The sequence below is a fragment of the Enterococcus sp. NPDC086594 genome (assembly GCF_044746145.1).
GTDB lineage: Bacteria > Bacillota > Bacilli > Lactobacillales > Enterococcaceae > Enterococcus_D > Enterococcus_D entomosocium.
The window spans coordinates 34392-57357 of sequence record NZ_JBIVBP010000001.1 but is presented as its reverse complement, the minus strand read 5'-3'; the positions used below and the strand labels follow the sequence as shown (position 1 = coordinate 57357).

General features: G+C 43.8%; 27 protein-coding genes, 1 riboswitch and 1 other annotated feature. Of the genes, 18 read left to right on the top strand and 9 right to left on the bottom strand.

What is annotated here, in order from left to right:
- Positions 1–65: 65 nt before the first annotated feature.
- The 5 genes from ACIPK1_RS00280 to ACIPK1_RS00260 are packed head-to-tail and all read left to right on the top strand — an operon-like array spanning position 66 to position 4016.
- Positions 66–1025 carry an ABC transporter permease gene (locus ACIPK1_RS00280; RefSeq protein WP_400449641.1) on the top strand — a complete coding sequence of 320 codons (960 nt, stop codon included), beginning with the start codon at positions 66–68 and terminating at the stop codon, positions 1023–1025.
- Entirely contained in the window at positions 1025–1855 is an 831-nt protein-coding gene (locus ACIPK1_RS00275) for an ABC transporter permease (protein WP_005234832.1), read from the top strand. Before ACIPK1_RS00280 ends, ACIPK1_RS00275 begins: the two co-directional genes overlap by 1 nt.
- 3 nt (positions 1856–1858) lie before the next feature.
- A complete protein-coding gene (locus ACIPK1_RS00270; protein ID WP_005234835.1) occupies positions 1859–2737 on the top strand; it encodes an ABC transporter ATP-binding protein in 879 nt (292 codons plus the stop codon).
- Positions 2737–3627, top strand: a complete 891-nt coding sequence (locus ACIPK1_RS00265) for an ATP-binding cassette domain-containing protein (protein ID WP_016613553.1) — start codon at positions 2737–2739, stop codon at positions 3625–3627. The genes ACIPK1_RS00270 and ACIPK1_RS00265 overlap by 1 nt, the downstream gene beginning before the upstream one ends.
- Positions 3624–4016 (top strand): OsmC family protein, encoded by a 393-nt coding sequence (locus tag ACIPK1_RS00260; RefSeq protein ID WP_016621556.1) that lies wholly within the window; start codon positions 3624–3626, stop codon positions 4014–4016. Before ACIPK1_RS00265 ends, ACIPK1_RS00260 begins: the two co-directional genes overlap by 4 nt.
- 54 nt (positions 4017–4070) lie before the next feature.
- Here the strand turns inward: ACIPK1_RS00260 and ACIPK1_RS00255 are convergent, their stop codons facing one another.
- Positions 4071–4727, bottom strand: coding sequence for a Crp/Fnr family transcriptional regulator (locus ACIPK1_RS00255; RefSeq protein WP_061054390.1), 657 nt, complete (start codon positions 4725–4727; stop codon positions 4071–4073).
- Between the two features lie 222 nt (positions 4728–4949).
- Here ACIPK1_RS00255 and ACIPK1_RS00250 point away from each other — a divergent pair, with 222 nt between their 5' ends.
- From ACIPK1_RS00250 to ACIPK1_RS00235, 4 genes are all read left to right on the top strand, one after another.
- Positions 4950–6215, top strand: a complete 1266-nt coding sequence (locus ACIPK1_RS00250; protein WP_400449639.1) for an MFS transporter — start codon at positions 4950–4952, stop codon at positions 6213–6215.
- Between the two features lie 31 nt (positions 6216–6246).
- Positions 6247–6429: a hypothetical protein gene (locus tag ACIPK1_RS00245; RefSeq protein ID WP_005225550.1), complete on the top strand. Its 183-nt coding sequence runs from the start codon at positions 6247–6249 to the stop codon at positions 6427–6429.
- A 230-nt stretch (positions 6430–6659) separates the two neighbouring features.
- Positions 6660–6761, top strand: a riboswitch (THF riboswitch).
- 26 nt (positions 6762–6787) lie between these two features.
- Positions 6788–7318: a folate family ECF transporter S component gene (locus tag ACIPK1_RS00240; RefSeq protein WP_005234846.1), complete on the top strand. Its 531-nt coding sequence runs from the start codon at positions 6788–6790 to the stop codon at positions 7316–7318.
- Between the two features lie 130 nt (positions 7319–7448).
- Positions 7449–8675 carry a glycoside hydrolase family 3 protein gene (locus ACIPK1_RS00235; RefSeq protein WP_400449637.1) on the top strand — a complete coding sequence of 409 codons (1227 nt, stop codon included), beginning with the start codon at positions 7449–7451 and terminating at the stop codon, positions 8673–8675.
- 71 nt (positions 8676–8746) lie between these two features.
- Here ACIPK1_RS00235 and ACIPK1_RS00230 read toward each other — a convergent pair whose 3' ends face one another.
- From ACIPK1_RS00230 to ACIPK1_RS00195, 8 genes are all read right to left on the bottom strand, one after another.
- Positions 8747–9598 carry an Rgg/GadR/MutR family transcriptional regulator gene (locus tag ACIPK1_RS00230; RefSeq protein WP_008378897.1) on the bottom strand — a complete coding sequence of 284 codons (852 nt, stop codon included), beginning with the start codon at positions 9596–9598 and terminating at the stop codon, positions 8747–8749.
- A 404-nt stretch (positions 9599–10002) separates the two neighbouring features.
- Positions 10003–10191: a hypothetical protein gene (locus ACIPK1_RS00225; protein ID WP_005234854.1), complete on the bottom strand. Its 189-nt coding sequence runs from the start codon at positions 10189–10191 to the stop codon at positions 10003–10005.
- 229 nt (positions 10192–10420) lie between these two features.
- Positions 10421–10843, bottom strand: coding sequence for a VOC family protein (locus ACIPK1_RS00220; RefSeq protein ID WP_400449636.1), 423 nt, complete (start codon positions 10841–10843; stop codon positions 10421–10423).
- 103 nt (positions 10844–10946) lie between these two features.
- The gene (locus tag ACIPK1_RS00215; RefSeq protein WP_008378893.1) at positions 10947–11531 is read right to left on the bottom strand and encodes an AAA family ATPase; all 585 of its coding nucleotides are present in this window, start codon (positions 11529–11531) and stop codon (positions 10947–10949) included.
- Positions 11532–11647: 116 nt separating this feature from the next.
- A complete protein-coding gene (locus tag ACIPK1_RS00210) occupies positions 11648–12019 on the bottom strand; it encodes a hypothetical protein (protein ID WP_008378891.1) in 372 nt (123 codons plus the stop codon).
- Between the two features lie 257 nt (positions 12020–12276).
- Entirely contained in the window at positions 12277–12762 is a 486-nt protein-coding gene (locus ACIPK1_RS00205; protein ID WP_008378889.1) for a tetratricopeptide repeat protein, read from the bottom strand.
- Positions 12763–12819: 57 nt separating this feature from the next.
- A complete protein-coding gene (locus tag ACIPK1_RS00200; protein ID WP_016613544.1) occupies positions 12820–13347 on the bottom strand; it encodes a GNAT family N-acetyltransferase in 528 nt (175 codons plus the stop codon).
- Positions 13348–13371: 24 nt separating this feature from the next.
- On the bottom strand, positions 13372–13584 hold the full coding sequence (locus ACIPK1_RS00195; RefSeq protein WP_008378885.1) for a hypothetical protein: 213 nt from the start codon (positions 13582–13584) through the stop codon (positions 13372–13374).
- 720 nt (positions 13585–14304) lie between these two features.
- Positions 14305–14358: a sequence feature (sodium ion sensor (DUF1646 type); this cis-regulatory element may regulate processes involved in with the transportation of sodium ions), on the top strand.
- A 112-nt stretch (positions 14359–14470) separates the two neighbouring features.
- Between ACIPK1_RS00195 and ACIPK1_RS00190 the strand changes: the two genes are divergently transcribed.
- Genes ACIPK1_RS00190 through ACIPK1_RS00150 form a run of 9 tightly spaced genes read left to right on the top strand, consistent with a single transcriptional unit; the run spans position 14471 to position 22889 of the window.
- Entirely contained in the window at positions 14471–14803 is a 333-nt protein-coding gene (locus ACIPK1_RS00190) for a hypothetical protein (RefSeq protein ID WP_008378883.1), read from the top strand.
- Positions 14781–16742, top strand: coding sequence for a V-type ATP synthase subunit I (locus tag ACIPK1_RS00185; RefSeq protein ID WP_400449633.1), 1962 nt, complete (start codon positions 14781–14783; stop codon positions 16740–16742). The genes ACIPK1_RS00190 and ACIPK1_RS00185 overlap by 23 nt, the downstream gene beginning before the upstream one ends.
- Positions 16739–17209 carry a V-type ATP synthase subunit K gene (locus ACIPK1_RS00180; protein ID WP_005225567.1) on the top strand — a complete coding sequence of 157 codons (471 nt, stop codon included), beginning with the start codon at positions 16739–16741 and terminating at the stop codon, positions 17207–17209. Before ACIPK1_RS00185 ends, ACIPK1_RS00180 begins: the two co-directional genes overlap by 4 nt.
- Before the next feature lie 13 nt (positions 17210–17222).
- Positions 17223–17807: a hypothetical protein gene (locus ACIPK1_RS00175; protein WP_008378878.1), complete on the top strand. Its 585-nt coding sequence runs from the start codon at positions 17223–17225 to the stop codon at positions 17805–17807.
- Between the two features lie 3 nt (positions 17808–17810).
- Positions 17811–18797, top strand: coding sequence for a V-type ATPase subunit (locus ACIPK1_RS00170; protein WP_008378876.1), 987 nt, complete (start codon positions 17811–17813; stop codon positions 18795–18797).
- Positions 18787–19095: a V-type ATP synthase subunit F gene (locus tag ACIPK1_RS00165; protein WP_005225570.1), complete on the top strand. Its 309-nt coding sequence runs from the start codon at positions 18787–18789 to the stop codon at positions 19093–19095. The genes ACIPK1_RS00170 and ACIPK1_RS00165 overlap by 11 nt, the downstream gene beginning before the upstream one ends.
- A gap of 15 nt (positions 19096–19110) precedes the next feature.
- Positions 19111–20898, top strand: a complete 1788-nt coding sequence (locus tag ACIPK1_RS00160; protein WP_008378873.1) for a V-type ATP synthase subunit A — start codon at positions 19111–19113, stop codon at positions 20896–20898.
- Positions 20882–22279, top strand: a complete 1398-nt coding sequence (locus tag ACIPK1_RS00155) for a V-type ATP synthase subunit B (protein ID WP_005234898.1) — start codon at positions 20882–20884, stop codon at positions 22277–22279. The genes ACIPK1_RS00160 and ACIPK1_RS00155 overlap by 17 nt, the downstream gene beginning before the upstream one ends.
- Positions 22260–22889: a V-type ATP synthase subunit D gene (locus ACIPK1_RS00150; protein ID WP_005234899.1), complete on the top strand. Its 630-nt coding sequence runs from the start codon at positions 22260–22262 to the stop codon at positions 22887–22889. The genes ACIPK1_RS00155 and ACIPK1_RS00150 overlap by 20 nt, the downstream gene beginning before the upstream one ends.
- Positions 22890–22966 lie beyond the last annotated feature (77 nt).

Here is a 22966-nt window from a genome sequence, read left to right as displayed (position 1 = left end):
GGCTGTGATAAAGAGGAATCTTTTTTATCACAGCTTTTTTCTATGAAAAAGAAAGTAGGTCAGTTATGTTTCGATACATTGCAAAACGAGTATTGCAAGCAATCCCTTTGCTGTTTGTGATCTCTTTTATCGTTTTTTCACTTATACATATCGCACCGTATGATGTGATCGACTCCATCACGACACCCAATATGTCGCAAGAGCAAATCGATCTTTTGCGGCAGCGCTATGGCTTGGATCAACCCTTTTTGGTTCAATATTTTCTTTGGATCAGAAATATTCTTACCGGTAATCTTGGCTTTTCTTTGGTGTCTCAAAGTAGTATTTCACAAGAACTTGCGACTCGGATTCCCAATACCATGCGCCTAGTGATCCCCGCTTATTTGACTGCCTTGTTGTTGGCCATCATTTTGGGCCTGTTGGCTGCTGCCAACAAAGGAAAGATTTGGGATCGGATCATTGACGCTGTGGCATCTCTAGGAATCGCTGTGCCGACCTTCTGGTTTGCGATGATCTTGATTTATGTGTTTGGTTACTTATTAAATATGTTTCCAATCATTGGCATGTATACGGTCGGTAAAGAAGAGGATTTTGGCGATTTTCTGCAGCATTTTATTTTGCCTTATACCACATTGACAGTCGCCTTCTTTCCAGATTTGACGCGGTATATCCGCGCATCAGCGACACATCAAGTTTCAGAAGACTACGTGATGGTGCAACGGGCATTTCATGCCAGCAAATGGCAGATTTTCAGCCGTCATATTAGTCGAAATATTTTGATTCCCGTTGTCACCCAAATCGGCTTGGCGTTGCCAATGTTAGTTACCGGTGCGATCATTACAGAAACGATCTACGGCTGGCCGGGCGTCGGCCCTTACTTGATGAGTGCGACGAAAAGCCTCGATTATCCTGTGATCATGGCCATCATGCTGTTGTCAGCAACACTGGTCATCTTAGGGAATTTGTTAGCGGATGTATTATACTCCGTGGTTGATCCACGTATCCGTAAAGGAGGGAGTAAGTAATGAAACGTTTCAAAAAAATCAGTGAAGTCATGCTTGCTTCGCCCATCTATACCTTTTCTGTCGTTTTCCTGACGTTATTGATTATTTTGTCGCTTGTTGCACCTTTGATCCCCATCGATCCTAATGCAACGGATGTCAGCAACATGTCACAGCCGCCGAGTTGGTCTCATTTATTTGGAACCGATGAAGTGGGGCGAGATTACTTTATTCGGGTCGTCTACGGCGGTCGGGTATCATTGTTTGTAGGTGTTTTGGCAATGATCACAGCGACGTTTATTGGGACTCTTGTCGGTCTTGTTTCTGGCTACTTTGGCGGTTGGATCGACAACCTGCTGATGCGGCTCGTCGATGTATTGTCATCGATTCCTTGGTTGGTGTTAGTGATCGTTTTGAGCGTCTTTTTACGTCCCGGACTAACCACGATTATTATTGTGATCGGCGGCTTCTCCTGGATGAACATCGCTCGTTTGATTCGTGGTGAAACGTTAGCGGCGAAAGAACGGGAATATGTCGCTTACGGGAAATTTATCGGACGTTCTTCATTTAGTATTATCGTGAAGCATGTTTTCCCAGCAGTGCTTCCTACCTTGATCGTTGCGGCATCTGCAAGTATTTCAGGAGCGATCATGACCGAATCGGCTTTGAGTTTTCTAGGCTTAGGAATACAGCAACCGATGGCTTCGTGGGGCAGTCTGTTGCAAAACGCGCAAAACAGCTTGCAGCGGGCACCATACATGGCGATTCTTCCAGGGCTCTTTGTTATTTTCACCATCTATTCCTTTAACAATATCGGCGACATGATCAAACATGTCTTGCAGAGAGAGGTGTGACCGATGAAGACAGAGTTATTAGCGATCGAAGCGTTGAATGTGACATTTCAAAGCAAAACCGGTCCGAAACCGTTAGTAAAAAATCTTGATCTGGTAATTCCTAAGGGCAAAGTCGTTGGGATCGTTGGCGAATCTGGCAGCGGCAAAAGTATGACCATGAAAAGCGTCATGGATCTTTTGCCTGATAAAGTGACCGATCACTATACCAGTTATACATTTGAAGGAGCAGCAGTGACCGATCGTCGAACATTACCGATCGCCATGATTTTTCAAGACCCGATGACTTCGTTAAATCCTTTGCGCACGATTGGCTATCATTTGATCGAAGTGATTCGCCGCTCACAAAAAGTATCGAAAAAAGCAGCACAAGAAATCGCCGTCAAAGAGTTAGAAAAAGTCGGCATACCTTTTCCAGCACAACGCATGAAACAATATCCTCATGAGCTATCTGGGGGGATGCGTCAGCGGGTGATGATTGCCATGGCTTTGTTGGCGCAACCGAAATTGCTGATCGCAGATGAACCGACAACGGCTTTAGATGTGACGATCCAAGCACAGATTTTGGCATTGATCAAAAACCTGCAAAGAGAGAACCAGCTTTCCGTCGTCCTTGTGACCCATGACTTTGGGGTCGTTGCAGGAATGTGCGACTTTATTAAAGTGATGTATCAAGGCCGAGTCGTGGAAGAAGGAACCACGGAAGAAATTTTTTATCAGCCGGAACATCCTTATACGAAACAATTATTGCAGGCGGCCCATTTAGGCGACAAGCATGCCGAATTAAAAGTCTTTGACTATCATGAGACATTGGCAGATGAACTGCAAGAAACGCAACTATCTAAGACACATCGCGTCTGGCGCAATCAGGAGGTGACAGAATAATGGAAGAACTGATTCGCGTAGAACATGCGACGAAAATCTTTCGCAGTAAAAACTGGCGCGGCACTGTCAGTGAAGTCCGAGCGGTCGAAGATGTCAGCCTAACGATCCATCGGGGCGAGACATTGGGGCTAGTGGGGGAATCTGGGAGTGGGAAAACCACTTTAGGACGCAGTATTTTAAATTTAGAGACCTTAACAAGCGGGGAGATTTTCTTTGAAGGCAAAGAGATAACAGCATTGACGGCAGAAGATCGCAAAGCAGCGTATCAGCAAATGCAGATCATTTTCCAAGATCCGTATTCATCATTGAATCCCCGTATGACAGCACTTGAACTGGTGATGGAGCCGTTGTATCATGAAACGAAAGATGCTGCTCGAGCGAAAGCCAAAGAAATCTTAGCGATCGTCGGGATCATCGGTGATGACGTCCATAAACTGCCTCGCAGTTTCAGCGGCGGACAACGGCAACGGATCGGTATCGCTCGTGCGGTGGTCAATCGCCCGGCGTTCGTCTTGTGTGATGAACCGACTTCGGCATTAGATGTCTCCATTCAGGCTCAGATCATCCAATTGCTGCTGCGTCTACAAAAAGAGTTTTCATTGTCTTATTTATTCATTTCCCATGACTTGTCCGTGATTCGTCATATCAGTGATCGAACAGCCGTCATGTATCAAGGGAAATTAGTTGAATTGGCACCTACCGATCGCTTGTTTGAAAATCCGCTGCATCCTTACACGAAGAAATTATTAGCAGCAGCTCCGATCGCTGATCCTGTGTTAGCAAGAGGTGCGATGGAACAAACGGAAATTCAAAGCACGATTACTTTGACACCATTGTATGAATGGGTCGAAGTTGAACCAGATCATTTTGTGAGGAGAGAAAAACGATGACAGTAGAAACATTGACGATCCATCAAGGAAGCGACAAATTTGAAATGACGACCCCAACTGGCAATTGGGTGTTAGCACGGGAAAAAGGCTATTCGCCTGTCCAAATGCTGGTGAGTGCGGTCGCTGCTTGCGGCGGCTATGTATACGCATCTGTCTTAGAGAATTCAAAGGTTGAAGCAGAAATCGAAAAGATCGAAGTCAGCTATGACCGAGACGACAATAAAAAAGCCCAACCAGTCAGTGCTATCCAAATTCAGTTTTATGCGAAAATCGCCGAAGCTGATCATGACAAAGCGACCCGTTGCCTAAAACTCGTTTCACCAAATTGCCCCGTGATCCAATCGTTAGATCCAACGATCGAAGTGACGGAAACGGTGACGTTTATTTAATCGAAAAAAGACTTTGTGTGCCTGAAACCAAAAGGCACACAAAGTCTTTTTTGATCAATAAATAATATTCTCCCGAATAAAATCGATATCGGTCACTAATAGTTTGCGATCGACACTCTTTAGGGCGCCAGATTCTCGTAATTTTTGCATCATTCGATTGACACTGCTGGCAGAGGTAATGCCGCAAAAGCGAGCGATCTCTTCATTGGTGACTTCAAAGTCGATCAAGACGCCCTCTGTTGTTTGAACCCCAAAAGTTTCATAGAGCTCATTGATTTGGGTACAGACAGCACCGAATTTGCCGTTCATCAGCATTTGCTGCATCTTTTTCATCGTATCCATCAAGTTTCTCCGATAATACTCTTTGACATAATCCTGTAGCAGACGGTCACGATTGACATCAGCCCAAAATTGATCCCGCACGATTTTGTATAATTCGGCTTCTTCTGATTCAACCCGCACATTAAAAGGGGCTTCGACTTCTTGAGAAGATTCGTCTTTAAACAAAGAGACGATCTCGAAATCCGTCAAATAGCGCAAGTTGAATTCGCGCCCTTCATGGGTCACTACGCTAGTTTTGATGATGCCTTTTTTTAAAATATAGACGTACCGATCCGGGATGCCTTCATACGTCAAGTAACTCTTTTTCTTGCGGATAACGACCGGTATTGCTTGTTTTTCTAAATAATCACGTAATATCTGTTTCTCCACCCACGTTACTCCTTCACTTCATGCCAACCCAACATTTTCTGAAAAAAAGATGAAATATCCTCTATTCAAGCTTCATTAAAAGACATTTCTAGTGAAAAAGCAATAACAAATGTTAATGTTTCTTGTTAATGCTCTTTTTTAACAGCAAAAGCGCATTTCAAGTAGAGGAAGTTTCGGTATAGTAAAACGCATCACAGCACAAACAGGAGGAATGGAAGAAACATGTCAGACAGGGAAACCAATCAAGAAGGAATCGTCAGCTCGACGCCGTCAACCAAAAATGAAAAACTATGGAACAAAGGGTTTATCACGATTACCTTGATCAATTTTATCGTCTTTCTCGTGTATTATTGTTTTGTCGTCATCACTGCGAAATTTGCCACTCAGGAGTTAGGGGCATCCACCGCACAAGCTGGCTTGGCAGCGGGGATCTACATTATCGGGACCTTGATCGCTCGCTTGTATGTTGGAAAAATTTTAGAATTAGTTGGTCGCAAAGCCGTTTTGCGCTGGGGGATTTTGTTTTATGTTATTACCACCGCTGCCTATTTAATCTCGGTCAACATCTATATTTTAGATACCGTTCGCTTTTTCAATGGCTTTGCTTATGGTGCTGTCTCAACTGCGGCTAATGCGATCGTCACAGCATATATCCCAGCTTCCAAACATGGCGAAGGGATCAATTACTATGGATTAAGTACCAGTTTAGCAGCGGCAGTCGGGCCTTTTATTGGCATGCTATTATTACCGACCGTCGGCTTTGATTTCATTATTTGGTTAGCAACCATCTTATCAATCGCAACAGCCATCGCGTGTTTCTGGTTCCCAGTCAAAAACATCCCATTAACAGAAGAACACAGAGCACAACTAAAAAAATGGTCCATCAAAAGTTTTGTCGAACCAAAAGTCTTTTTCATTTCCGGGATTGCCTTTTTGATCGGGTTGGCTTACTCCAGTGTTCTCGGCTTCTTGTCGATCTACGCCAGTGAGCTTGGGTTAGAAACGGCCGGTGCCTTTTTCTTCATCGTCTATGCACTTTCCGTGACTTTCACACGGCCAATGACTGGCAAACTATTTGACCGCCATGGCGCAGATGCGGTCATGTATCCTAGCTTTCTTTTCTTGACCCTTGGTCTTTTCCTATTGAGTATTACCGGCAACAGCTGGATGTTGTTGCTTGCGGGTTGCTTTGTCGGCTTGGGCTATGGCACCTTCATGTCGAATGGCCAAGCCGTTTGTCTAAAAGAGGTCGATCCTCACCGTGTCGGCGTAGCGCTCTCCACCTATTTCATCGGGCTGGACCTCGGCTTAGGCGTAGGTCCCTATGCATTAGGAAGCTTGCACGGTCTGTTTGATTACTCGCAGATCTACATCTTATGCGGACTGATCCCAGTCGTCGTTCTTGTTTTATACAAATTGTTTTATAAAACGAAACGCGCAGTTGCCGCCGTTGGTACTTTGAAGCAGCCAATCAACGAAGAAGAATGACCTCAACCATCACAAAAAGGAGTGTTTCACCATGGATAACAATCAATTGATTATTGAAGCATTGAACAAATTAGTGACGAACATCAACGAATTAAATGAAGAAATGCACGCTATGAAAGAGGTCACAGCAACGATGACCCATGAACAACTAGCTATCGATCATCAATTACGCGACATCAAATCGGTATTGATCAATGACAATCTGATTGGATAATTTGTCATAAAGCATGAAATGAAACAAGAAACAGAATGAACGCTTTTTTTGAGAATGTTTTTTGCTCACTTACTAGTGGCAGAAAAATTCACATAAGAAAAGCGTTTTTTTTGATGCGCAAAAAAGAAAAGCGAACATTGGCAGATTTTGTACAAGAAAATAAGTAAGAAAAATTGTGGCAGTCCGCGCTTGTATGCTATAGTGTGTCTGGGTAGTAATACCTAATAAAAATCAGAGTAGGAAATAAAGCGTTAAGTGCTGAAAGGATGGGATGTTGCCTTTCGGACGAAGAACGGTCATTCGTTCGCGGTTTTATTTTCGCATTCGCTGCATGAATTTGTAGCAACTCTAAAAGGAGATGCTCGCTATGAAAAGAAAAGTCGATGCACACATGATTGCGGTCATGGGACTTTTGATTGCCTTAATGGTGGTCTTGTCGCAAATCTTGGGGTTTGAAACCTCCTATATCAAAATCACATTTTCCTTTGTACCACAGCTGATCATGGGTATGCTGTTTGGTCCGTTTTGGACCGCAGTTGGATCGTCATTAGCTGATATCGCAGGAATGGTGATTTTTCCAAAATCAGCCTACTTTTTCGGCTTTACCATCAATGCCTTTGTTGGTGGACTGATTTATGGCTACTTCTTCTATCGGAAAGAAGTCACATTAAAACGAGCGGCAACGGTCGTCTTGTTAAATACTATTTTGATAACCTTGATCTTAACTCCGATTTGGTTAGCTATGATGCTGAATATTCCTTTGACAAGCTGGGCCATCTGGTCGGTCCGCTTGCTAAAAGCAGTCATCATGTTCCCGATACAAACTGCGTTGATTTACATCGTAGGGCGTGCGGTACCATACAAACGGCTGATCCGACGGTTCGTTTAACGAGTAAAAAAGAACGATAACATCCATTGAAGTGAATCATCTGCGAATATTTCGTAAGTGGTTCACTTTTTTCTTTCTAAGGATGGGCTTAGTCATTCTCAATAACTTGTTTAGAGGGGAAGGTGAACCTATGAATAAAAAAGGACTCGCTATGGGACTGTTTCTTTTCTTGGTCTTAGCAGCAATGGGAGGGATGAAGTGGGTGATAGAACAGCAAAAACAGCAAACGGAGGAGTCATCCGTGATCCAGCAAAGCAGCTCGAGAGACGAAACAAAGGAAGAAGGCAGTGCAAGCCAAGAAACCACCTCAATTTCCACGTCACCTTCTGTTTCAACTTCCACGCAAGAACAGTCAGAAGAGGCAATAGAAGAAAAAATCGCCACGATGAGTTTGGAGGAGAAGGTCGGGCAATTGTTTTTTGTGCGTGTACCTGAAAGCAATCAAATCGAAGAACTTCAAAACTATCACTTTGGCGGCTATCTGTTATTCGGCCGTGATACCGAAAATGAGACGGCGGAGAGCTTGAAACAGAAAATTTCAGATTACCAAGCAGCCAGCGCCATTCCGCTGTTGATCGGTATGGATGAAGAAGGGGGCACGGTGACTCGCATCAGCCGCAATCCGAACCTTACGGATCAGCGTTTTCTCTCACCACAACAGCTATATGCCCAAGGTGGATGGTCGGCGATCGAAGAAGATACAGCAAAGAAAGCGGAAATTTTAAAAGCGTATGGCATCAATGCCGGGCTGTTTCCCGTTGCCGATGTTTCCACTGATCCGCAGTCCTTTATCTACGACCGAACCATTGGCATGGATGCGCAGGGCACGAGTGCGTTTGTAGAACGTGTGGTTCATGTTTTGCAGAAACACCACGTGGGGTCAACCTTGAAGCATTTTCCCGGCTATGGCAACAATCGTGACTCGCATGTCGCCATCGTCACCGATGACCGCCCGCTATCTGCACTGCGGGAAACGGATTTTCTGCCTTTTGCCGCAGGGATCAAGGCTGGTGCCGATAGTATTTTGGTGGCCCATACGATTGTCAATAGTATCGATAACACTGTACCCGCCTCTATTTCAAAACCCGTGCATGAGCTGCTCCGAAATGAATTGCATTTTGAAGGGGTCATCATGACGGATGACTTGGATATGGCAGGACTTTCTGAGTTCATTCCGCAAAATGAAGCCGCATTACAGGCGTTGCAGGCGGGAAATGATCTAGTGATCTCATCTACCTACCAAGAACAGATCCCCTTTGTCGTACAAGCGGTTGAAGATGGCCGCTATTTGGAAGCTGATTTGAATGCTTCCGTCAAACGAGTTTTGCTCTGGAAAGAAGCATTGCATTTACTTTAAGAAAAAATAAACCTGCTGTTTCCTCCGTGTAAGAGAGTCGTTCTCTTACTGAGAGGAAGCAGCAGGTTTTTTTAGATACTATGAGCCAGTACCTCTAATTCTTTGGCAAAGGCTTCTTGTCCAATAAATCGCAGATAGTCCAAGGCTTTTTCAATCGTGGCCATTCCCAGCGTACGATCTCCTTGGAACAAGGCGTAAATGCCTTCGAAATAACGAATCATCAGGCGGATACGATCATTGTCCGGCGGCAGGTGATCGGCTAGATACGTCAGCACATGCGCCAACTCGGCAGGTTTTTTGCGATCGATAAACAAGAAAGCCGCATTCGTCAGCAATTTTGTGTAGATTTGATAATTGATACTTAGCGTATTGCTGTAAAAAATTTTTTTATTCAGGTGTTTCATTTGATACAAGATGTACTCGTCAGAAAAAAGGAAAAGCAGATTGGTAAATAAGGAGATTTCAAACTTTCCCCACGTGTCGATTCGTTCCAAGTATTTCTTGATGGTCGCTTCGATGATGCAACGTTCTTCCTCGTCGGTAACTACGCCTTTTTTCTCTAAAATCAAAAAGAATTGACTATACAATACATAATAGAAAAAATCCTTCGTGGTTTTATACAGTGCTTGGGCTTTGTTGATCAAAGAGAGTACTTCAGAATAATTGCTTTCATAGTAAGCGGTGGTCAACTGTTTGGATAGCTGTTTTTTCTCGCTGACTTGATTGTCATCCAAGCGATACTCAAATTCCTCTAAGGTGACATTTAAGCGGTCCAAATATTGGTGCAAAATATCAAAGGCGATGCGATGCCCTTTTTGTTCAAAGGTTGCCAGTGTACTGCGTTCTGAAATGTTCTCAACCAATTTTCGCTGTGAGATATTTCGTTCCGTTCGTAACTCTTTTAACAAGTCATTGGCCTTCAAAAAATCCCTCCTAAAAAAAGTGGACGGAAAAATAGTCCAAATATGTTACAGCTTTATTTTGCGGGTAAACTTGAAGAAAGTCAATTAAAGGAGGAGAAATGGATGTTTGATTTTTTTAGTTTTCCCTGGGAAGTTGTAGAACTAATGGCTAACGTTTTTTCTTTCTTCAAATAATCGATCCTTTGTGATTGGTTAGCAATTGATTTTTTAACAGGAAAAAAGTATAAGTGGTTTCACGTAATAAGTTACTGTTCATTCGCGCATTCAAACGCCCTCTCCCCAAACAGCTTACCCTGTCAAGGTGCGTAGGTTTGCCGAATCCCTTTTAAAAAAGGAGCAAACACAACAGCGAGTGATTGCTCTTTTTTTGTTGGTCAAAAAAACTGCATACGGCATCGCAACAGTCAGTTTTGCTTTTTCTTAAACATTGGTTCATTCGGATCAGAATAGTAATCAGGATTGAATTCATCATCGATCGATACCCCGAAAAGAGAAACGAGACTGGGAAGAAACCCAATCACGCCGAGGACGACGGCAACTGGAAGGTAGAATTTTTTACGCTTGTACCACGGAAGCTGCGATTTCTTTTCCATAGGAAATCCCCCTTTTCGCTTAGTGTAACATGTTCTGAGTTAGGTGTGTTAATAATTACCTTCAATACTTAAAAATATACTAAAGCGGTGTATTGGTACATCTGATGGGGCAAAAAGTTTCGCTAGGTAAATCTAGGAAAGGGTCGTTTTTTTGTCATTGCTGCCAGAATCAAGTTTTTATATAAAAAAGGAACCGAGTAAGAAAGCAATTCTTCTTACTCGGTTCCTTTTATTGAAAATAATCCTTGGCTTGGTCCATCAAGGTTTGAAAGTCTGATTCGTTTTTTTTTATTGCCTCTGTTAGGGTAAACAAATAACCGTTGGGGTCTTTGATGGTCATTTCAAGGGCATTCCAAGGCTTTTCCATCAAAGGTTCCACGATCCACTTTGCGGGAATTTTCTGAGCGATATTCTGAAGATCATTCATCGCTACATTCAAAATTGCCCCATCGCCAACAGTGAACGCTTCTGCTGCAATCAGCATCAAATCTTGGTAGTCAGCAAGACGCAGGTGGTCCATCATCACTTGATTTTCTTGATTGCGAAACTGATACAATGACTGGAAACCCAAGATTTCTGTGAACCATTTCGATGATTGCACAATATCTTTTGTCTTCATTTGGTAAAACATTGGCATAACATAAACTTTCATTTTGACACCTCCTCTTGATTAGAGGATACCGCTTGACGCAGCGTCAAAGTCAATAGACATTTTCGTATTGAAGCAAAGCTTGATAATGGCGTTTCTTTGGCACTTAAGTCAAGGAAAAATGGGCAATAATTTTTTGACTCACTTCATCAGGTGACAAGTGGGTATTGTTGATTTTCAGCGAAGGAATCGTTGGGAAAAGGGTAGTTAATTCCTGTGGCAGGCTTTCTAAGCGATAGTTTTCATACGAAGACAAAAGCTCATTTCTAGAAAAAGCCAGCGCTCTTTTTGACGGCTTTGCGGCTAAACGGTCCTCATGGCAATTGCGCTTTAAACGTTCCTCAATATCAGCCACTAATTCGATAAAATAGACCTCTTGTCGGGCATCGGTAAATAGCTGGGCGATCTCTTGTAAAAAAGCTAAATCTCCCGCTTGATCGAAATCAATCAAGACCGTAAAGATGATTGATTTTGTCGTATTATTGGCTTCATTATGAACAAAGGCTTTGAAGAGTTCGATCCGCGTTTGATTAGACAAAGCAAATGCTGCTGGGCTATAGCCAAGAAAATTCGCAAATAGATCAATGGTCTGGTGATTGAATAATAGTTTTGCATCCAACCGTTTTTCCAGTTCTTTCCCCACAGTCATTTTTCCTACCGCTTGCGCGCCAATCAAGACGATCAATGACATCACAACACATCCTTTTTATCAATCGTAACAAAGGTGGGCTATCGTGTAAATCCGTTCTTAGAAAGAAACGATTGAGAAGCTTGATTTTTTATGTGGAAACCAAGGATGCTCTTTTTTTAGGTAAAAAGGAATGAGCGAAATTTCTCCGAGACAGGAAAAAAGATCATACAGCATAGTAGCACGGTTTGGAACAACAAAATGACTAGTAGATTGATCGTTTCAAATCGTGAATAAAGATAGAAGTGGATCAGCCATTCGAAGACATTGACAAAGACTAAATAAAGGTAGTGCGCTTTTTTGACCTTGCAGTTTTTCAACCAATAATAGCTTAAGTAATAATCCAGCAAGATCATCAATAATAGAAAAAGTTTGCTAAAAGCCGTCAGATTGTCATGCTGGGAGGCAAGTTTTTGAAAAAATAGCAAAAGTGTGGGTGTCGGAATATAAATAATCAATAAGGATAGAAAAAAATAGACAATAAAGGGCATAGTCATTCCTCCAAAATATTGATAAAAAAAGCATAGATAAATTAGCAAATTTGACAGTACTCGTCAATTGGTTTTGTTATCGAAATTTTCGATAATGGATGTTTGGTATTGATTGAAGGAAAAAGGACCATAGGAAAGTCGATGGCTATTGATTCAGCAAAGCGCTGATAGCGAAGGAGTAATTAAGGGACAGGAAAAAAGAAATACTCCCTTTCTTTAATCGAGAAGGGAGTGCTTGATTGATCCGACGGAAACATCTAACCCCATGTCTCATTGAGTTTATCCGCATAAAACAAAAGTGCCTGTCGGTAAGACTGGATGTCTGGATCGCTAGAGGTTTCGGCAAGCAGGGTCAATAATCGTTCAGCGGCTTGCTCATACTCGGCTAGATTAAACAGTGTCATGGCATAGAAGGTTTGCAAAGCATGATTTTTTGGAAACAGCTGTATCGCGTGTAAAAACACTTCTTCGGCTTTTTGATACTTGCCGAGGGCACGATAGGTGCTGCCTAGACCTAGGTAGGCATCTGGCAAGTCGTTTTCTGATAAACCTAACGCGATTGCTTGTTCATAATAAGGAATTGCCTGTTGTTCTTCCCCTAAAAGATCATAACTCCAAGCCGTTTGGTAGTGGACAAAGGCATCTTGGGGATTTTCGGCAGCTAATTGAATCAATTGTTCATTTGATTGTTGCAGCTTTTTTTCAGCCCGCAGTTGGATCGCAGCAGCTAGTCGTTCATTCATTGGTTCGAAGCTCCTTTTCAAATAGTAGAAAATGACACGGATAACTTGCGAGCCTAGCTAAGGGGAAAGATCAGCCCAGCTTTCACCTGCAAAGGAAAAACCGCATGCTTCATACAGCTTGTAGGCTGGCTGATTTTCAACCGTCACTACCAGATAAAGGTGAGTGAGTCCCATGGCTTTTGCTCGTTGGATCACTTCATTCATCATTAGCTTGGATAAGCCTTTGCCTTTAAAGGCTGCGCTCATAACAACAAATAATAGCAGGGGAAGCTCTTGAAACGTGCTGGTTACTACGGCACCGATAGGATAATTATCCATTTGCAACCGAAAAGAAAGCTCTGGACTCAAGGGACCGTATTTTCCGTCAGCAGTCTCTCTCAGCTCTCTTTGCCAGTCAGCAATCGATTCCCCTTCGTCATCCGTCGTTTCATGATAGGCCGAATAAAAAAGTTCTGCGACACTTCGAGAATCCGGGATAAAGGGGTCAAAAGAAAGGGCGGATTCTTGTAAAGCTTTGGGGGTATGTTGTAAGTCACAAGCCATAATGATTCGTTTCATAGAAGCACTCCTCTCTGCTCGTTTCATTTATTATAGCAGAGCAAAGCTTTCTCAAGATCGTTTTTTTCTAATGAAAGCCCAGATACAACGAATTCCTTCGTAGATTGCAGTAAAGACAGCAACCAGAAACAAAAACGACATGTAATGGATCAAAAAAGCCAGTTGAAACCACAAGCCATAGACCATCGGCAGGACGACGAGCAAACAAATTCCTAATTCGATGTTTCGCTTTCTTCTTATTTGAAACCAACGTTCATCTGACATCCTTTTTTCCTCCTGTTCATTCTTTACACACGCTCTCGGATAAATATCCATCTTTTTATAAAATATTCAATATAGTTGCGATATTTTGATTAAAAACTAGAAAATTAGTTTATTTTTTGGTAATCTTGAAGATAAGATTAGAAATAGCTGTTGTTTTTTATTTTGACTTATTATCCCACGAAAGACAAGGTGAGCTCAATGGAAAGAAAACCGATGTATTTAAAAAATGGGCTTCCCCTAACAATGGAGCCCGGTAAGATTTATACATGCCTTTACCGAGGCGGTTATTTCATTTGTGAAGAAAAGGGCCAACCGCTGCCATCGATAAAAAGAGAAGCGAAATAAGCGAACTTCTCACTTAAGATTTGTCAGGGATCGAACGGGTTGTTGGAATTGTTATCTCCTTTTTGGTACCAATCAAATGATGTCTAGCATTTTCAAAAAATCTCAACGTTCTTCATTCAGACCATTCTAAGGATTAAATTGATTTTGACCGATTTCAATTTAGTAAGAACAATCCGATCACTGACAAATGTTAGGTGAAAAGTCCCCAAGAGACTGAACGAATAGTAATGGTTATTCGGACAGCCAAGAGCAGTGGAATTACGAGCGAACATACAATATTAGAAATCGTCTTTTTCTCATAAAAAACGATTCTACTTGAAGGAAACATTTTTTTTTGCTATAATAGTTCAGGAATTGAAAAATAAAATAGACAAAGGTTGAGCATTTTTTATGCTTCAAGGATCAGGTTTGCCAAGGGGTGAGGCAAACATTCTTGGAGGAATGCTGGCCTTTTTTTTGTTATCAGCATACTTCTTCGTGAGGTATGCTTTTTTTGTTTATTTTTCAGTTGAGAATATAAATCACTATGGGAGGGAAATCGATGAGAGAAGCTTTGACTCGTTTACGAGAAGCAGAAGAAGCCAATGAACAGCAATTGCTCGCTTTGAAAAAAGAACTGCAGTCGGAAGAAGCGCAGCAGCAACAAGCATTGCAAGAGCGGGCTTCCGCTTTGGAAGAAGCCCTTGCTCAGGAACAAGCAACAGTCGAAGACCAGTTGCAACAGTCACTAGAAGCACAAAAGCAGCAGCTGGCAAAAGAGACCCAGCAAGTGTTAGATCGTTACCAAAAAAATATGCAAAGCTTCCAAGAGCAAGCGGTTCAACAGATCGTTGAAGGAGTGATCGGAACTTATGGCAGTAACCAAACTAAATAAACTAACGTTGATCACCCCGAAGCACTACCAAGAAAGGGTATTGACGAAGCTGCAAACGATGCAGTTTGTTGAAATCGAGAACGTATTTGAGCAGGAAGCGAACGAAACTTGGCTACGGGAATTTTTTGCAGGAGCCACCCCAGAAGGTGCTTCTCACCAACCAATGATTCGTCGACTGCAAGAAGCAATCCGCTTTATTCGCCAAAATGGTGATGCGAAAAAAGGCATAGAATGGCAACGAGATGCCTTGCGGCTGTCGGACTTTGAAACAAGCTTCGATGAAGCAGCAGCATTGACGGAGCTGGTTGAAGTCGAGAAGTTGCAAGAGCGCTGGGTAGAGACGATCGAAGCGATCGAAGCAGCGACGCAGACGGAAGAATGGGCGACACAGTGGCAAAATCTTGACGTGCCGTTGGAGATCGAAGCACCTGCTCATACAAGTTTTTTTGCTGGGCGTGTCGAAGGCCCACGCTGGGAAGATCTAGCTGAAGCCTTGCGACAATTGGAAGAGGTTCATATCGAAGTGATCTATTCTGAGCCAAAAAAAGTCAATTTCAGCTGCCTATTTTTAGCAGCGATCGAAGAGCAAGTGTTCCAATTGTTTCACCGATATGGGGTGAAGAAAGAAACCGGTCTAACATCCGAATCACCAAAAGTGGTTTTGCAAAACGCGAAACAAGCGTTGACTTCCTTGACCCAGAAGCGCAAAGAACTGATTACAGAAATCAGTCAGCACAAACAACGGCTGATCCTGTTACAGCAAGCGGAAGAACTGTTTTTGACTCGTGAGAATCGGGCAATGATGCAACAGCGCTTAGCAGCTGGTCAGACCTTTGCCCTCTTGCGCGGCTGGATCGCAGAAAAGGATCAACCGTTAGTGGCGGAAATGGTCCAAGAATCCTTTGCCAACGAGATTTACTATTCGTTTGAAGAACCCACTGCAGAGGAGATTGCTGCCAATCAAGTGCCAACGAAGCTAAAAAACGCCTCGTTTATTCAACCCTTTGAAATGTTGACGGAGATGTATAGCCTGCCAAAATACGATGAGATCGATCCAACCCCATGGATGACGCCCTTTTACTATGTTTTCTTTGGTATGATGGTGGCTGACTTAGGTTATGGTGCATTAATGGCTGTAGCGACCACGATCGGGCTGCACGCCATGCGTTTGCCCAAAGGGACCAAACGGTTTCTGAAATTGTTCCAGATTTTGTCCGTGCCAACTATGATTTGGGGCGCAGTCTACGGCTCTTTCTTTGGCGCTACATTGCCCTTCCAACTTTTATCACCTTCCGAAGATTTTATGGCGATCTTTGGTCTATCCATGATTTTTGGTGGGATCCAACTGTTTACAGGCCTTTATTTAGCAGCCAAAGAACATATCCGCAAAAAGGATCTTTTAGGTGCAGTCAACGATGGCTTTGCGTGGCTAGGACTTTTGAGTGGTCTTTTAGTGGCAGCCGCAGGCAATCTTTTGATCGATGTCCCAGCACTAACAACCGTCGGCTTGATTTTAGCAGGCTTTAGTGCCTTATTGATCATCGTGGTACCGATTCTGAAAGGGAAAACCAAAGTGGGCGGCTTCTTTTTTGGGTTGTATGACTTGTACGGTGTGACCAGTTACATCGGCGACTTTGTCAGCTACAGCCGCTTGATGGCATTAGGGATCTCCGGTGGGAGTATCGCAGCAGCTTTCAACTTATTGGTGGGCTACTTGACGCCAGCCGCTCGTTTTTCTGTAGGCATTCTCTTATTGGTTGTTCTACAAGCTTTAAACATCTTTTTATCGTTACTGAGTGCATATGTGCATGCCGCACGTTTACAATATGTAGAGTTTTTCGGAAAATTTTTCACTGGTGGGGGGCGCCAATTTGAAACCTTCAAGCCAAGTGAGAAATACGTTGATTTTGATAAAGAAAATGGAGGAGACAATAAATGATTGATTACTTAATTAATAATAATGGTGGTATGGTGTTTGCAATTATCGGAATGGGGATCGCTACGATCTTTTCTGGGATCGGTTCAGCCAAAGGGGTGGGCCAAACTGGTGAAGCAGCGGCAGCCTTAACGACGAATCAGCCGGAGAAGTTTGGACAAGCCTTGATTTTACAATTACTTCCCGGAACGCAAGGGCTATACGGATTCGTTATTGCGTTTATGATCTATGGTAGCTTAAGTGGTGAAATGTCGACAGTGACTGGTATGGCGTATTTGATGGCCTCGCTGCCAGTTGCCTTTACTGGCTTATTCTCAGGAATGGCCCAAGGGAAGGTCGCTGCAGCTGGGATTCAAATTTTAGCGAAGAAACCAGAGCATTTCTTTAAAGGGGTCATGTTCTCAGTAATGGTTGAGATGTATGCCATCTTAGGCTTTGTTATTTCTTTCTTACTTTTAGGAACGATTTAAAGGGGGCGAAGGTATGGACGCAATCGACAAAATGATTGCTGAACTAGACCAAGAAGCGCAGACAAAACGGGAACGTTTGGCTGCCGCTGAACGTGCTAGGATCAGTGAAACGATGGCACGTGACTGGGCGAAAAAAGAGTCGGACTTGCAGCTTCGTGCCCAGCAAGCAAAAAAGCAAGCCGAAAAACATTATCAGCAAGCCCTGAATCGCCAAGCAAGTGCCGCTAAGCAGCAGCAAATGGTGAAACAAAACGAATACCTGACACAACTTTTTGAGCAAGCGTATCAAAAAATGGTTGCCTGGACGCCAGAAGAGCTGCAGTCATTTGCTGAAAATGTGCTGCAGCAGTTGCCGATCAGTGGGACGGTGACCTTCCACGCTGGTCCTGAGCAAGCAGCCCATCTAGATGCCGCTTGGCTTACGTCTTGTCAATCAAAACTACCGTATCAAATCAAAGCAGGCGCACCATTGACAGAAGCGGGCTTTTTGGTAGATGACAACGGCATTCAATACAATTTTACCTATCAGGTACTGCTTGATGAATACAAGAAAGAAACCCGAGAACGGTGGTTGCAGATCATACAACAAGGAGGTTGATCCATGAGGAACTATCATCAATTGAATCCAATCATTCGGCTTAAAGAGATGACGTTGTTAAAGTCGCAAGAAGTCGAGCAAATGATTGCGGCAAAAGGGTTTGCTGAAGTCGAAGCTGTCTTGCAGCAGACCCATTATCAACGCTATTTGAAGCCGGATTTTCATGAACGATTCGAAACCTATCTCGATGAAGAATTGTTAAAGACGATCAAAGAATTGGCCGAGCTGGTTCCTGATCAAGAGATCCTCCGACTGTATATGATGCCTTTTACTTTCCATAATCTAAAAGTCTTGACCAAAGAGTCAGTCACTAAAAAAGATTATAATCATCTACTGATCGAAGATGGTTTTTACACGATCGATGAGTGTCGGACCGCCATCAAAACGGGAACCTCAGAGGTATTGCCTGAGAAAATCGTGACTACGATCCAAGAGGTGCGGGAGTACTTAGAAGGCGGCGCCGTGCTGCAAGGCATCGATATCATTTACGATCGTCGGTATTTACATGAACAACGGCGACTGGCAGATGAAATCAAGATCCCTGAGCTACAAGAAGCTGTAATCAAGATGATCGATCTGACCAATCTAACGATCGCCGCTCGTTGTGTACTTCAAAAACGATCGCGCAGTTTTATGGAGGCAGTCCTAGTGAGTGTCGGCAGTATCCCGAAAGAAGAATTTTTAGCGTTTGCGGATGCGTCCTATAGCGACTTTTTAGCCTTCTTATTAGAAAGTGATTATCAGGAAGTGTTGCGACCTTTGATTCATGAACAGGTGATCGACTTTGCTGGCTTGGCACTTTTACAAGACAATTTGATCACAGAAAGCTATGGTCAAGCTCAAACGGATGCTTTAGGACCACTGCCTTTACTCGCATTTTTGAATGCTAAGGTTTTGGAACTGCAAAATCTGCGTATCTTGCTGGTAGGCAAACGCAGCGGCTTTACGGAAGAACAAATCAGAGAAAGGATGCGGCACTATGACTCATAAAATCGGCGTGATCGGCGAGAAAGAATCCGTCATTCCTTTTCAACTATTTGGCTTTCAGGTCTGCTATGCCTCGGAAGAAAAAGAAGTGAAGCAGGCGCTGGCAAAATTAATGAAGAACAGTACGATCATCTACCTGACTGAAAAATGTGCAGAGCTGATTCCCGATGAATTAGCAAAAGTCCAACAAAAAATGACACCTGCAGTCATCTTGATCCCTGATTACGATGGTTCCCGAGGAATCGGCAAACGAATGATTCAAGAAAATGTCGAAAAAGCAGTTGGGCAAAACATACTATAGAGAGGAGCCGATGTTGTGGAAAAAGGAACAATTATTAAAGTATCCGGTCCATTGGTGTTAGCCAAAAATATGGGCCATGCAAGTTTAGAAGATATCTGTTATGTAGGAGATTTAGGCGTGGTCGGTGAGATCATCGAAATGCGCGGCGACGTCGCTTCGATCCAAGTCTATGAAGAAACGTCCGGGATCGGACCTGGTGAACCAGTCGAAACCACCGGTGAACCGCTATCCGTAGAATTGGCGCCTGGGATCATGTCACAAATGTTTGATGGCATCCAACGTCCCTTAGAAACCTTCATGTCTGTCACCCAAAGCAACTTCTTGACGCGTGGGGTGCAATTGCCTGCGTTGGATCATGAGAAAAAGTGGCCTTTTGTACCGACTGTGGAAGTCGGCGCGGCAGTCAGTACCGGGATGGTCATCGGCACCGTGCAAGAAACACCATTGATCAATCACAAGATCATGGTTCCTCATGGCGTTTCAGGAACAGTCAAGGCTGTTTATGCGGGGGAATTTACGATCGATGAAACGATTTATGTTTTAGATACACCCAAAGGAGAACGGTCTTTCACGATGCTGCAAAAATGGCCCGTTCGTCATAGTCGTCCTGTAAAGCAAAAACTGAATCCAGTCGAACCAATGATTACTGGCCAGCGAGTGATCGACACCTTCTTTCCAATCGCTAAAGGCGGGGCGTCAGCCGTTCCAGGACCTTTTGGTGCAGGGAAGACTGTCGTTCAGCACCAAATCGCCAAATGGGCGGATGTCGACCTAGTCGTCTATGTCGGCTGCGGCGAACGCGGCAATGAAATGACCGATGTAATGAACGAGTTCCCAGAGTTGATCGACCCTCGCAGTGGTGAATCTTTAATGGCGAGAACCGTGTTGATCGCTAACACCTCCAATATGCCGGTAGCCGCTCGGGAAGCGTCGATTTATACTGGGATCACGATTGCGGAATACTTCCGAGACATGGGGTATTCCGTGGCGATCATGGCGGATTCCACCTCACGTTGGGCAGAAGCACTGCGGGAAATGTCTGGTCGTCTGGAAGAAATGCCCGGGGATGAAGGGTATCCGGCTTACTTAGGCAGCCGCTTGGCAGAGTATTATGAGCGTTCTGGAAAAGCGATTTGCTTAGGTTCTGATCAAGAAGGCAGCATCACTGCCATCAGCGCTGTTTCACCATCAGGCGGTGATATTTCAGAACCAGTTACCCAAAATACGTTGCGGGTCGTTAAAGTCTTTTGGGGCTTAGATGCCACCTTAGCGCAAAAGCGTCATTTTCCATCGATCAATTGGTTGAAGAGCTATTCTTTATACGAAAACGAATTGGGTGCCTTTTTGGACCAACAAATGCAAGTAGATTGGTCCAAACAAGTAACAGAAGCCATGCGGATGCTGCAAAAAGAATCTGAGTTGTCAGAGATCGTTCGACTTGTCGGCATCGACGCTTTATCCGAAAAAGATCAGTTATTGCTAGAAACCACCAAGTCTTTGCGAGAAGATTTCTTGCAGCAAAACGCTTTTGACGACGTTGATACGTTTACCTCTCGTGAAAAGCAGTTCAAAATGCTGGAAACGATCTTGCTGCTCCACAAAGAAGCGGAAGATGCGTTGACACTAGGTGCGTATCTTTCAGAAATCTATGCAGGGACCGAAGAATTGCGAGACAAAGTGGCACGTATGAAGTACCTGCCTGAAGCAGAATTAGCAAAAATTCCTGCTTTGCATCAAGAGATCAAAGCAACGATGAAAGAAATTTTACAGAAAGGAGACCGCACTGATGATCAAGGAATATAAAACGATTGGAGAAGTCGTCGGACCATTGATGGCCGTCGATCGCGTCTCCGGTGTCAAATACGAAGAGTTGATCGAAGTCCGCATGCAAAACGGAGAAACGCGGCAAGGACAAGTACTTGAGATCCAAGAAGACAAAGCGTTGGTCCAAATTTTTGAAGGAACCGGCGGGATCAATTTGCGGGAATCTGCGGTCCGCTTTTTAGGACATCCTTTGGAATTAGGCGTTTCCGAGCAAATGATCGGGCGAGTCTTTGACGGCTTAGGTCGGGTCAAAGATGGCGGAGTAGAGATCGTCCCAGAAAAATTTATGGACATCAACGGCGAAGTGATCAATCCAGCAGCGCGGGATTATCCTGATGAGTTTATTCAAACGGGGATCTCATCGATCGACCACTTGAATACGCTCGTTCGGGGACAAAAGCTGCCGATTTTTTCTGGTTCTGGTCTGCCTCATAAAGAATTGGCTTCGCAAATTGCGCGTCAAGCACAAGTGTTGAACTCGGAAGACGATTTCGCTGTTGTGTTTGCTGGCATCGGGATCACCTTTGAAGAAGCAGAATATTTCATGGAAGATTTTCGTCAAACTGGCGCCATCGACCATTCTGTCGTCTTTATGAATCTAGCCAATGATCCAGCGATCGAGCGGATCGCTACTCCCCGAATGGCACTGACGGCAGCCGAATACTTGGCTTATGAAAAGGGCATGCATGTCTTGGTGATCATGACGGATATGACCAACTACTGTGAAGCTTTGCGGGAGATCTCCTCTGCTCGTCGTGAAGTGCCAGGACGTCGCGGCTATCCTGGGTATCTATATACCAATCTATCCACGTTATATGAACGTGCTGGACGGATTCGCGGCTTGAAAGGCTCAGTAACCCAGCTGCCGATTTTGACCATGCCAGAAGATGACAAAACCCATCCGATTCCCGATTTGACCGGCTATATCACCGAAGGACAAATCATCTTGTCTCGTGATTTGTATAAAAACGGCATCCAGCCGCCCATCGATGTCTTGCCGTCATTGTCACGGTTAAAAGATAAAGGGACCGGCGAAGGCAAGACACGTAAAGACCATGCCGCAACGATGAACCAGTTGTTTTCTGCGTATGCTCAAGGAAAGCAAGCCAAGGAATTGGCAGTCGTTTTAGGAGAATCGGCATTGTCGGAAGTAGATAAAACCTATGCCAAATTTGCAGAACGCTTCGAAAATGAATATTTGAACCAAGGGTACCGCACCAACCGTTCGATTATCGAAACCTTGGAATTAGGGTGGGACTTGTTGGCGATGCTGCCAAAAGTCGAACTGAAGCGGATCAGCGATGCCTTACTGGCGGAATACTTACCGGGAGAGGAGAACAATGGCGCAAAAAAACGTTAATCCAACCCGCATGGAGTTGTCGCGCCTCAGCAAACAATTGGCGACAGCCAAACGCGGACATAAATTATTAAAAGACAAACAAGACGAACTCATGCGTCAATTTATTGAATTGATCAAAAAGAATGACCACTTGCGTAAAGAAGTAGAAGAACAATTGCAGCGTGCCATGAAGGCATTTCGCTTAGCCAATGCCACGATCAATGAAAAATACATTGAAGAAATGTTTATTTTACCAGCAACTGAGGTCTCCCTTGAGTTATCCACGAAAAATATCATGAGTGTGGAAGTGCCAGTGATGCATTTTGATTATGACGATACGGTGATGCAAGCGCCGATCGAGTATGGCTTTTTGAATTCCAATGTTCCGTTAGATAATGCGGTCGCCCGTTTTACCGACGCCATGCCGAAGCTGTTGGAGCTAACGGAAATCGAAAAGACCTGTCAATTGATGGCAGGGGAAATCGAACGTACTCGCCGACGCGTCAATGCCCTAGAATATTTGACGATTCCCGAGCTGGAAGAAGCCATTTATGGAATCAAAATGCGGCTGGAAGAAAATGAACGAGCAAACGTAACAAGAATGATCAAAGTGAAGAATAAATCAAAATAAAATGGTATGATAAGTGAAAAACAACTGCAATAAACTAGGATTACCAAGCCATTGGTTTTTGCAAAAGGTCAAAGGAA

Bases quoted from the DNA above. Each gene is read 5' to 3' on its own strand.
- ACIPK1_RS00180 (WP_005225567.1), top strand. From the start codon at position 16,739: ATGATTGATTACTTAATTAATAATAATGGTGGTATGGTGTTTGCAATT.
- ACIPK1_RS00195 (WP_008378885.1), bottom strand. From the start codon at position 13,584: ATGTCAGATGAACGTTGGTTTCAAATAAGAAGAAAGCGAAACATCGAA.
- ACIPK1_RS00280 (WP_400449641.1), top strand. From the start codon at position 66: ATGTTTCGATACATTGCAAAACGAGTATTGCAAGCAATCCCTTTGCTG.
- ACIPK1_RS00150 (WP_005234899.1), top strand. From the start codon at position 22,260: ATGGCGCAAAAAAACGTTAATCCAACCCGCATGGAGTTGTCGCGCCTC.
- ACIPK1_RS00275 (WP_005234832.1), top strand. From the start codon at position 1,025: ATGAAACGTTTCAAAAAAATCAGTGAAGTCATGCTTGCTTCGCCCATC.
- ACIPK1_RS00260 (WP_016621556.1), top strand. From the start codon at position 3,624: ATGACAGTAGAAACATTGACGATCCATCAAGGAAGCGACAAATTTGAA.
- ACIPK1_RS00265 (WP_016613553.1), top strand. From the start codon at position 2,737: ATGGAAGAACTGATTCGCGTAGAACATGCGACGAAAATCTTTCGCAGT.
- ACIPK1_RS00175 (WP_008378878.1), top strand. From the start codon at position 17,223: ATGGACGCAATCGACAAAATGATTGCTGAACTAGACCAAGAAGCGCAG.
- ACIPK1_RS00155 (WP_005234898.1), top strand. From the start codon at position 20,882: ATGATCAAGGAATATAAAACGATTGGAGAAGTCGTCGGACCATTGATG.
- ACIPK1_RS00210 (WP_008378891.1), bottom strand. From the start codon at position 12,019: ATGCCCTTTATTGTCTATTTTTTTCTATCCTTATTGATTATTTATATT.
- ACIPK1_RS00190 (WP_008378883.1), top strand. From the start codon at position 14,471: ATGAGAGAAGCTTTGACTCGTTTACGAGAAGCAGAAGAAGCCAATGAA.
- ACIPK1_RS00250 (WP_400449639.1), top strand. From the start codon at position 4,950: ATGTCAGACAGGGAAACCAATCAAGAAGGAATCGTCAGCTCGACGCCG.
- ACIPK1_RS00220 (WP_400449636.1), bottom strand. From the start codon at position 10,843: ATGAAAGTTTATGTTATGCCAATGTTTTACCAAATGAAGACAAAAGAT.
- ACIPK1_RS00270 (WP_005234835.1), top strand. From the start codon at position 1,859: ATGAAGACAGAGTTATTAGCGATCGAAGCGTTGAATGTGACATTTCAA.
- ACIPK1_RS00170 (WP_008378876.1), top strand. From the start codon at position 17,811: ATGAGGAACTATCATCAATTGAATCCAATCATTCGGCTTAAAGAGATG.
- ACIPK1_RS00245 (WP_005225550.1), top strand. From the start codon at position 6,247: ATGGATAACAATCAATTGATTATTGAAGCATTGAACAAATTAGTGACG.
- ACIPK1_RS00215 (WP_008378893.1), bottom strand. From the start codon at position 11,531: ATGTCATTGATCGTCTTGATTGGCGCGCAAGCGGTAGGAAAAATGACT.
- ACIPK1_RS00165 (WP_005225570.1), top strand. From the start codon at position 18,787: ATGACTCATAAAATCGGCGTGATCGGCGAGAAAGAATCCGTCATTCCT.
- ACIPK1_RS00240 (WP_005234846.1), top strand. From the start codon at position 6,788: ATGCTCGCTATGAAAAGAAAAGTCGATGCACACATGATTGCGGTCATG.
- ACIPK1_RS00200 (WP_016613544.1), bottom strand. From the start codon at position 13,347: ATGAAACGAGCAGAGAGGAGTGCTTCTATGAAACGAATCATTATGGCT.
- ACIPK1_RS00205 (WP_008378889.1), bottom strand. From the start codon at position 12,762: ATGAATGAACGACTAGCTGCTGCGATCCAACTGCGGGCTGAAAAAAAG.
- ACIPK1_RS00225 (WP_005234854.1), bottom strand. From the start codon at position 10,191: ATGGAAAAGAAATCGCAGCTTCCGTGGTACAAGCGTAAAAAATTCTAC.
- ACIPK1_RS00235 (WP_400449637.1), top strand. From the start codon at position 7,449: ATGAATAAAAAAGGACTCGCTATGGGACTGTTTCTTTTCTTGGTCTTA.
- ACIPK1_RS00185 (WP_400449633.1), top strand. From the start codon at position 14,781: ATGGCAGTAACCAAACTAAATAAACTAACGTTGATCACCCCGAAGCAC.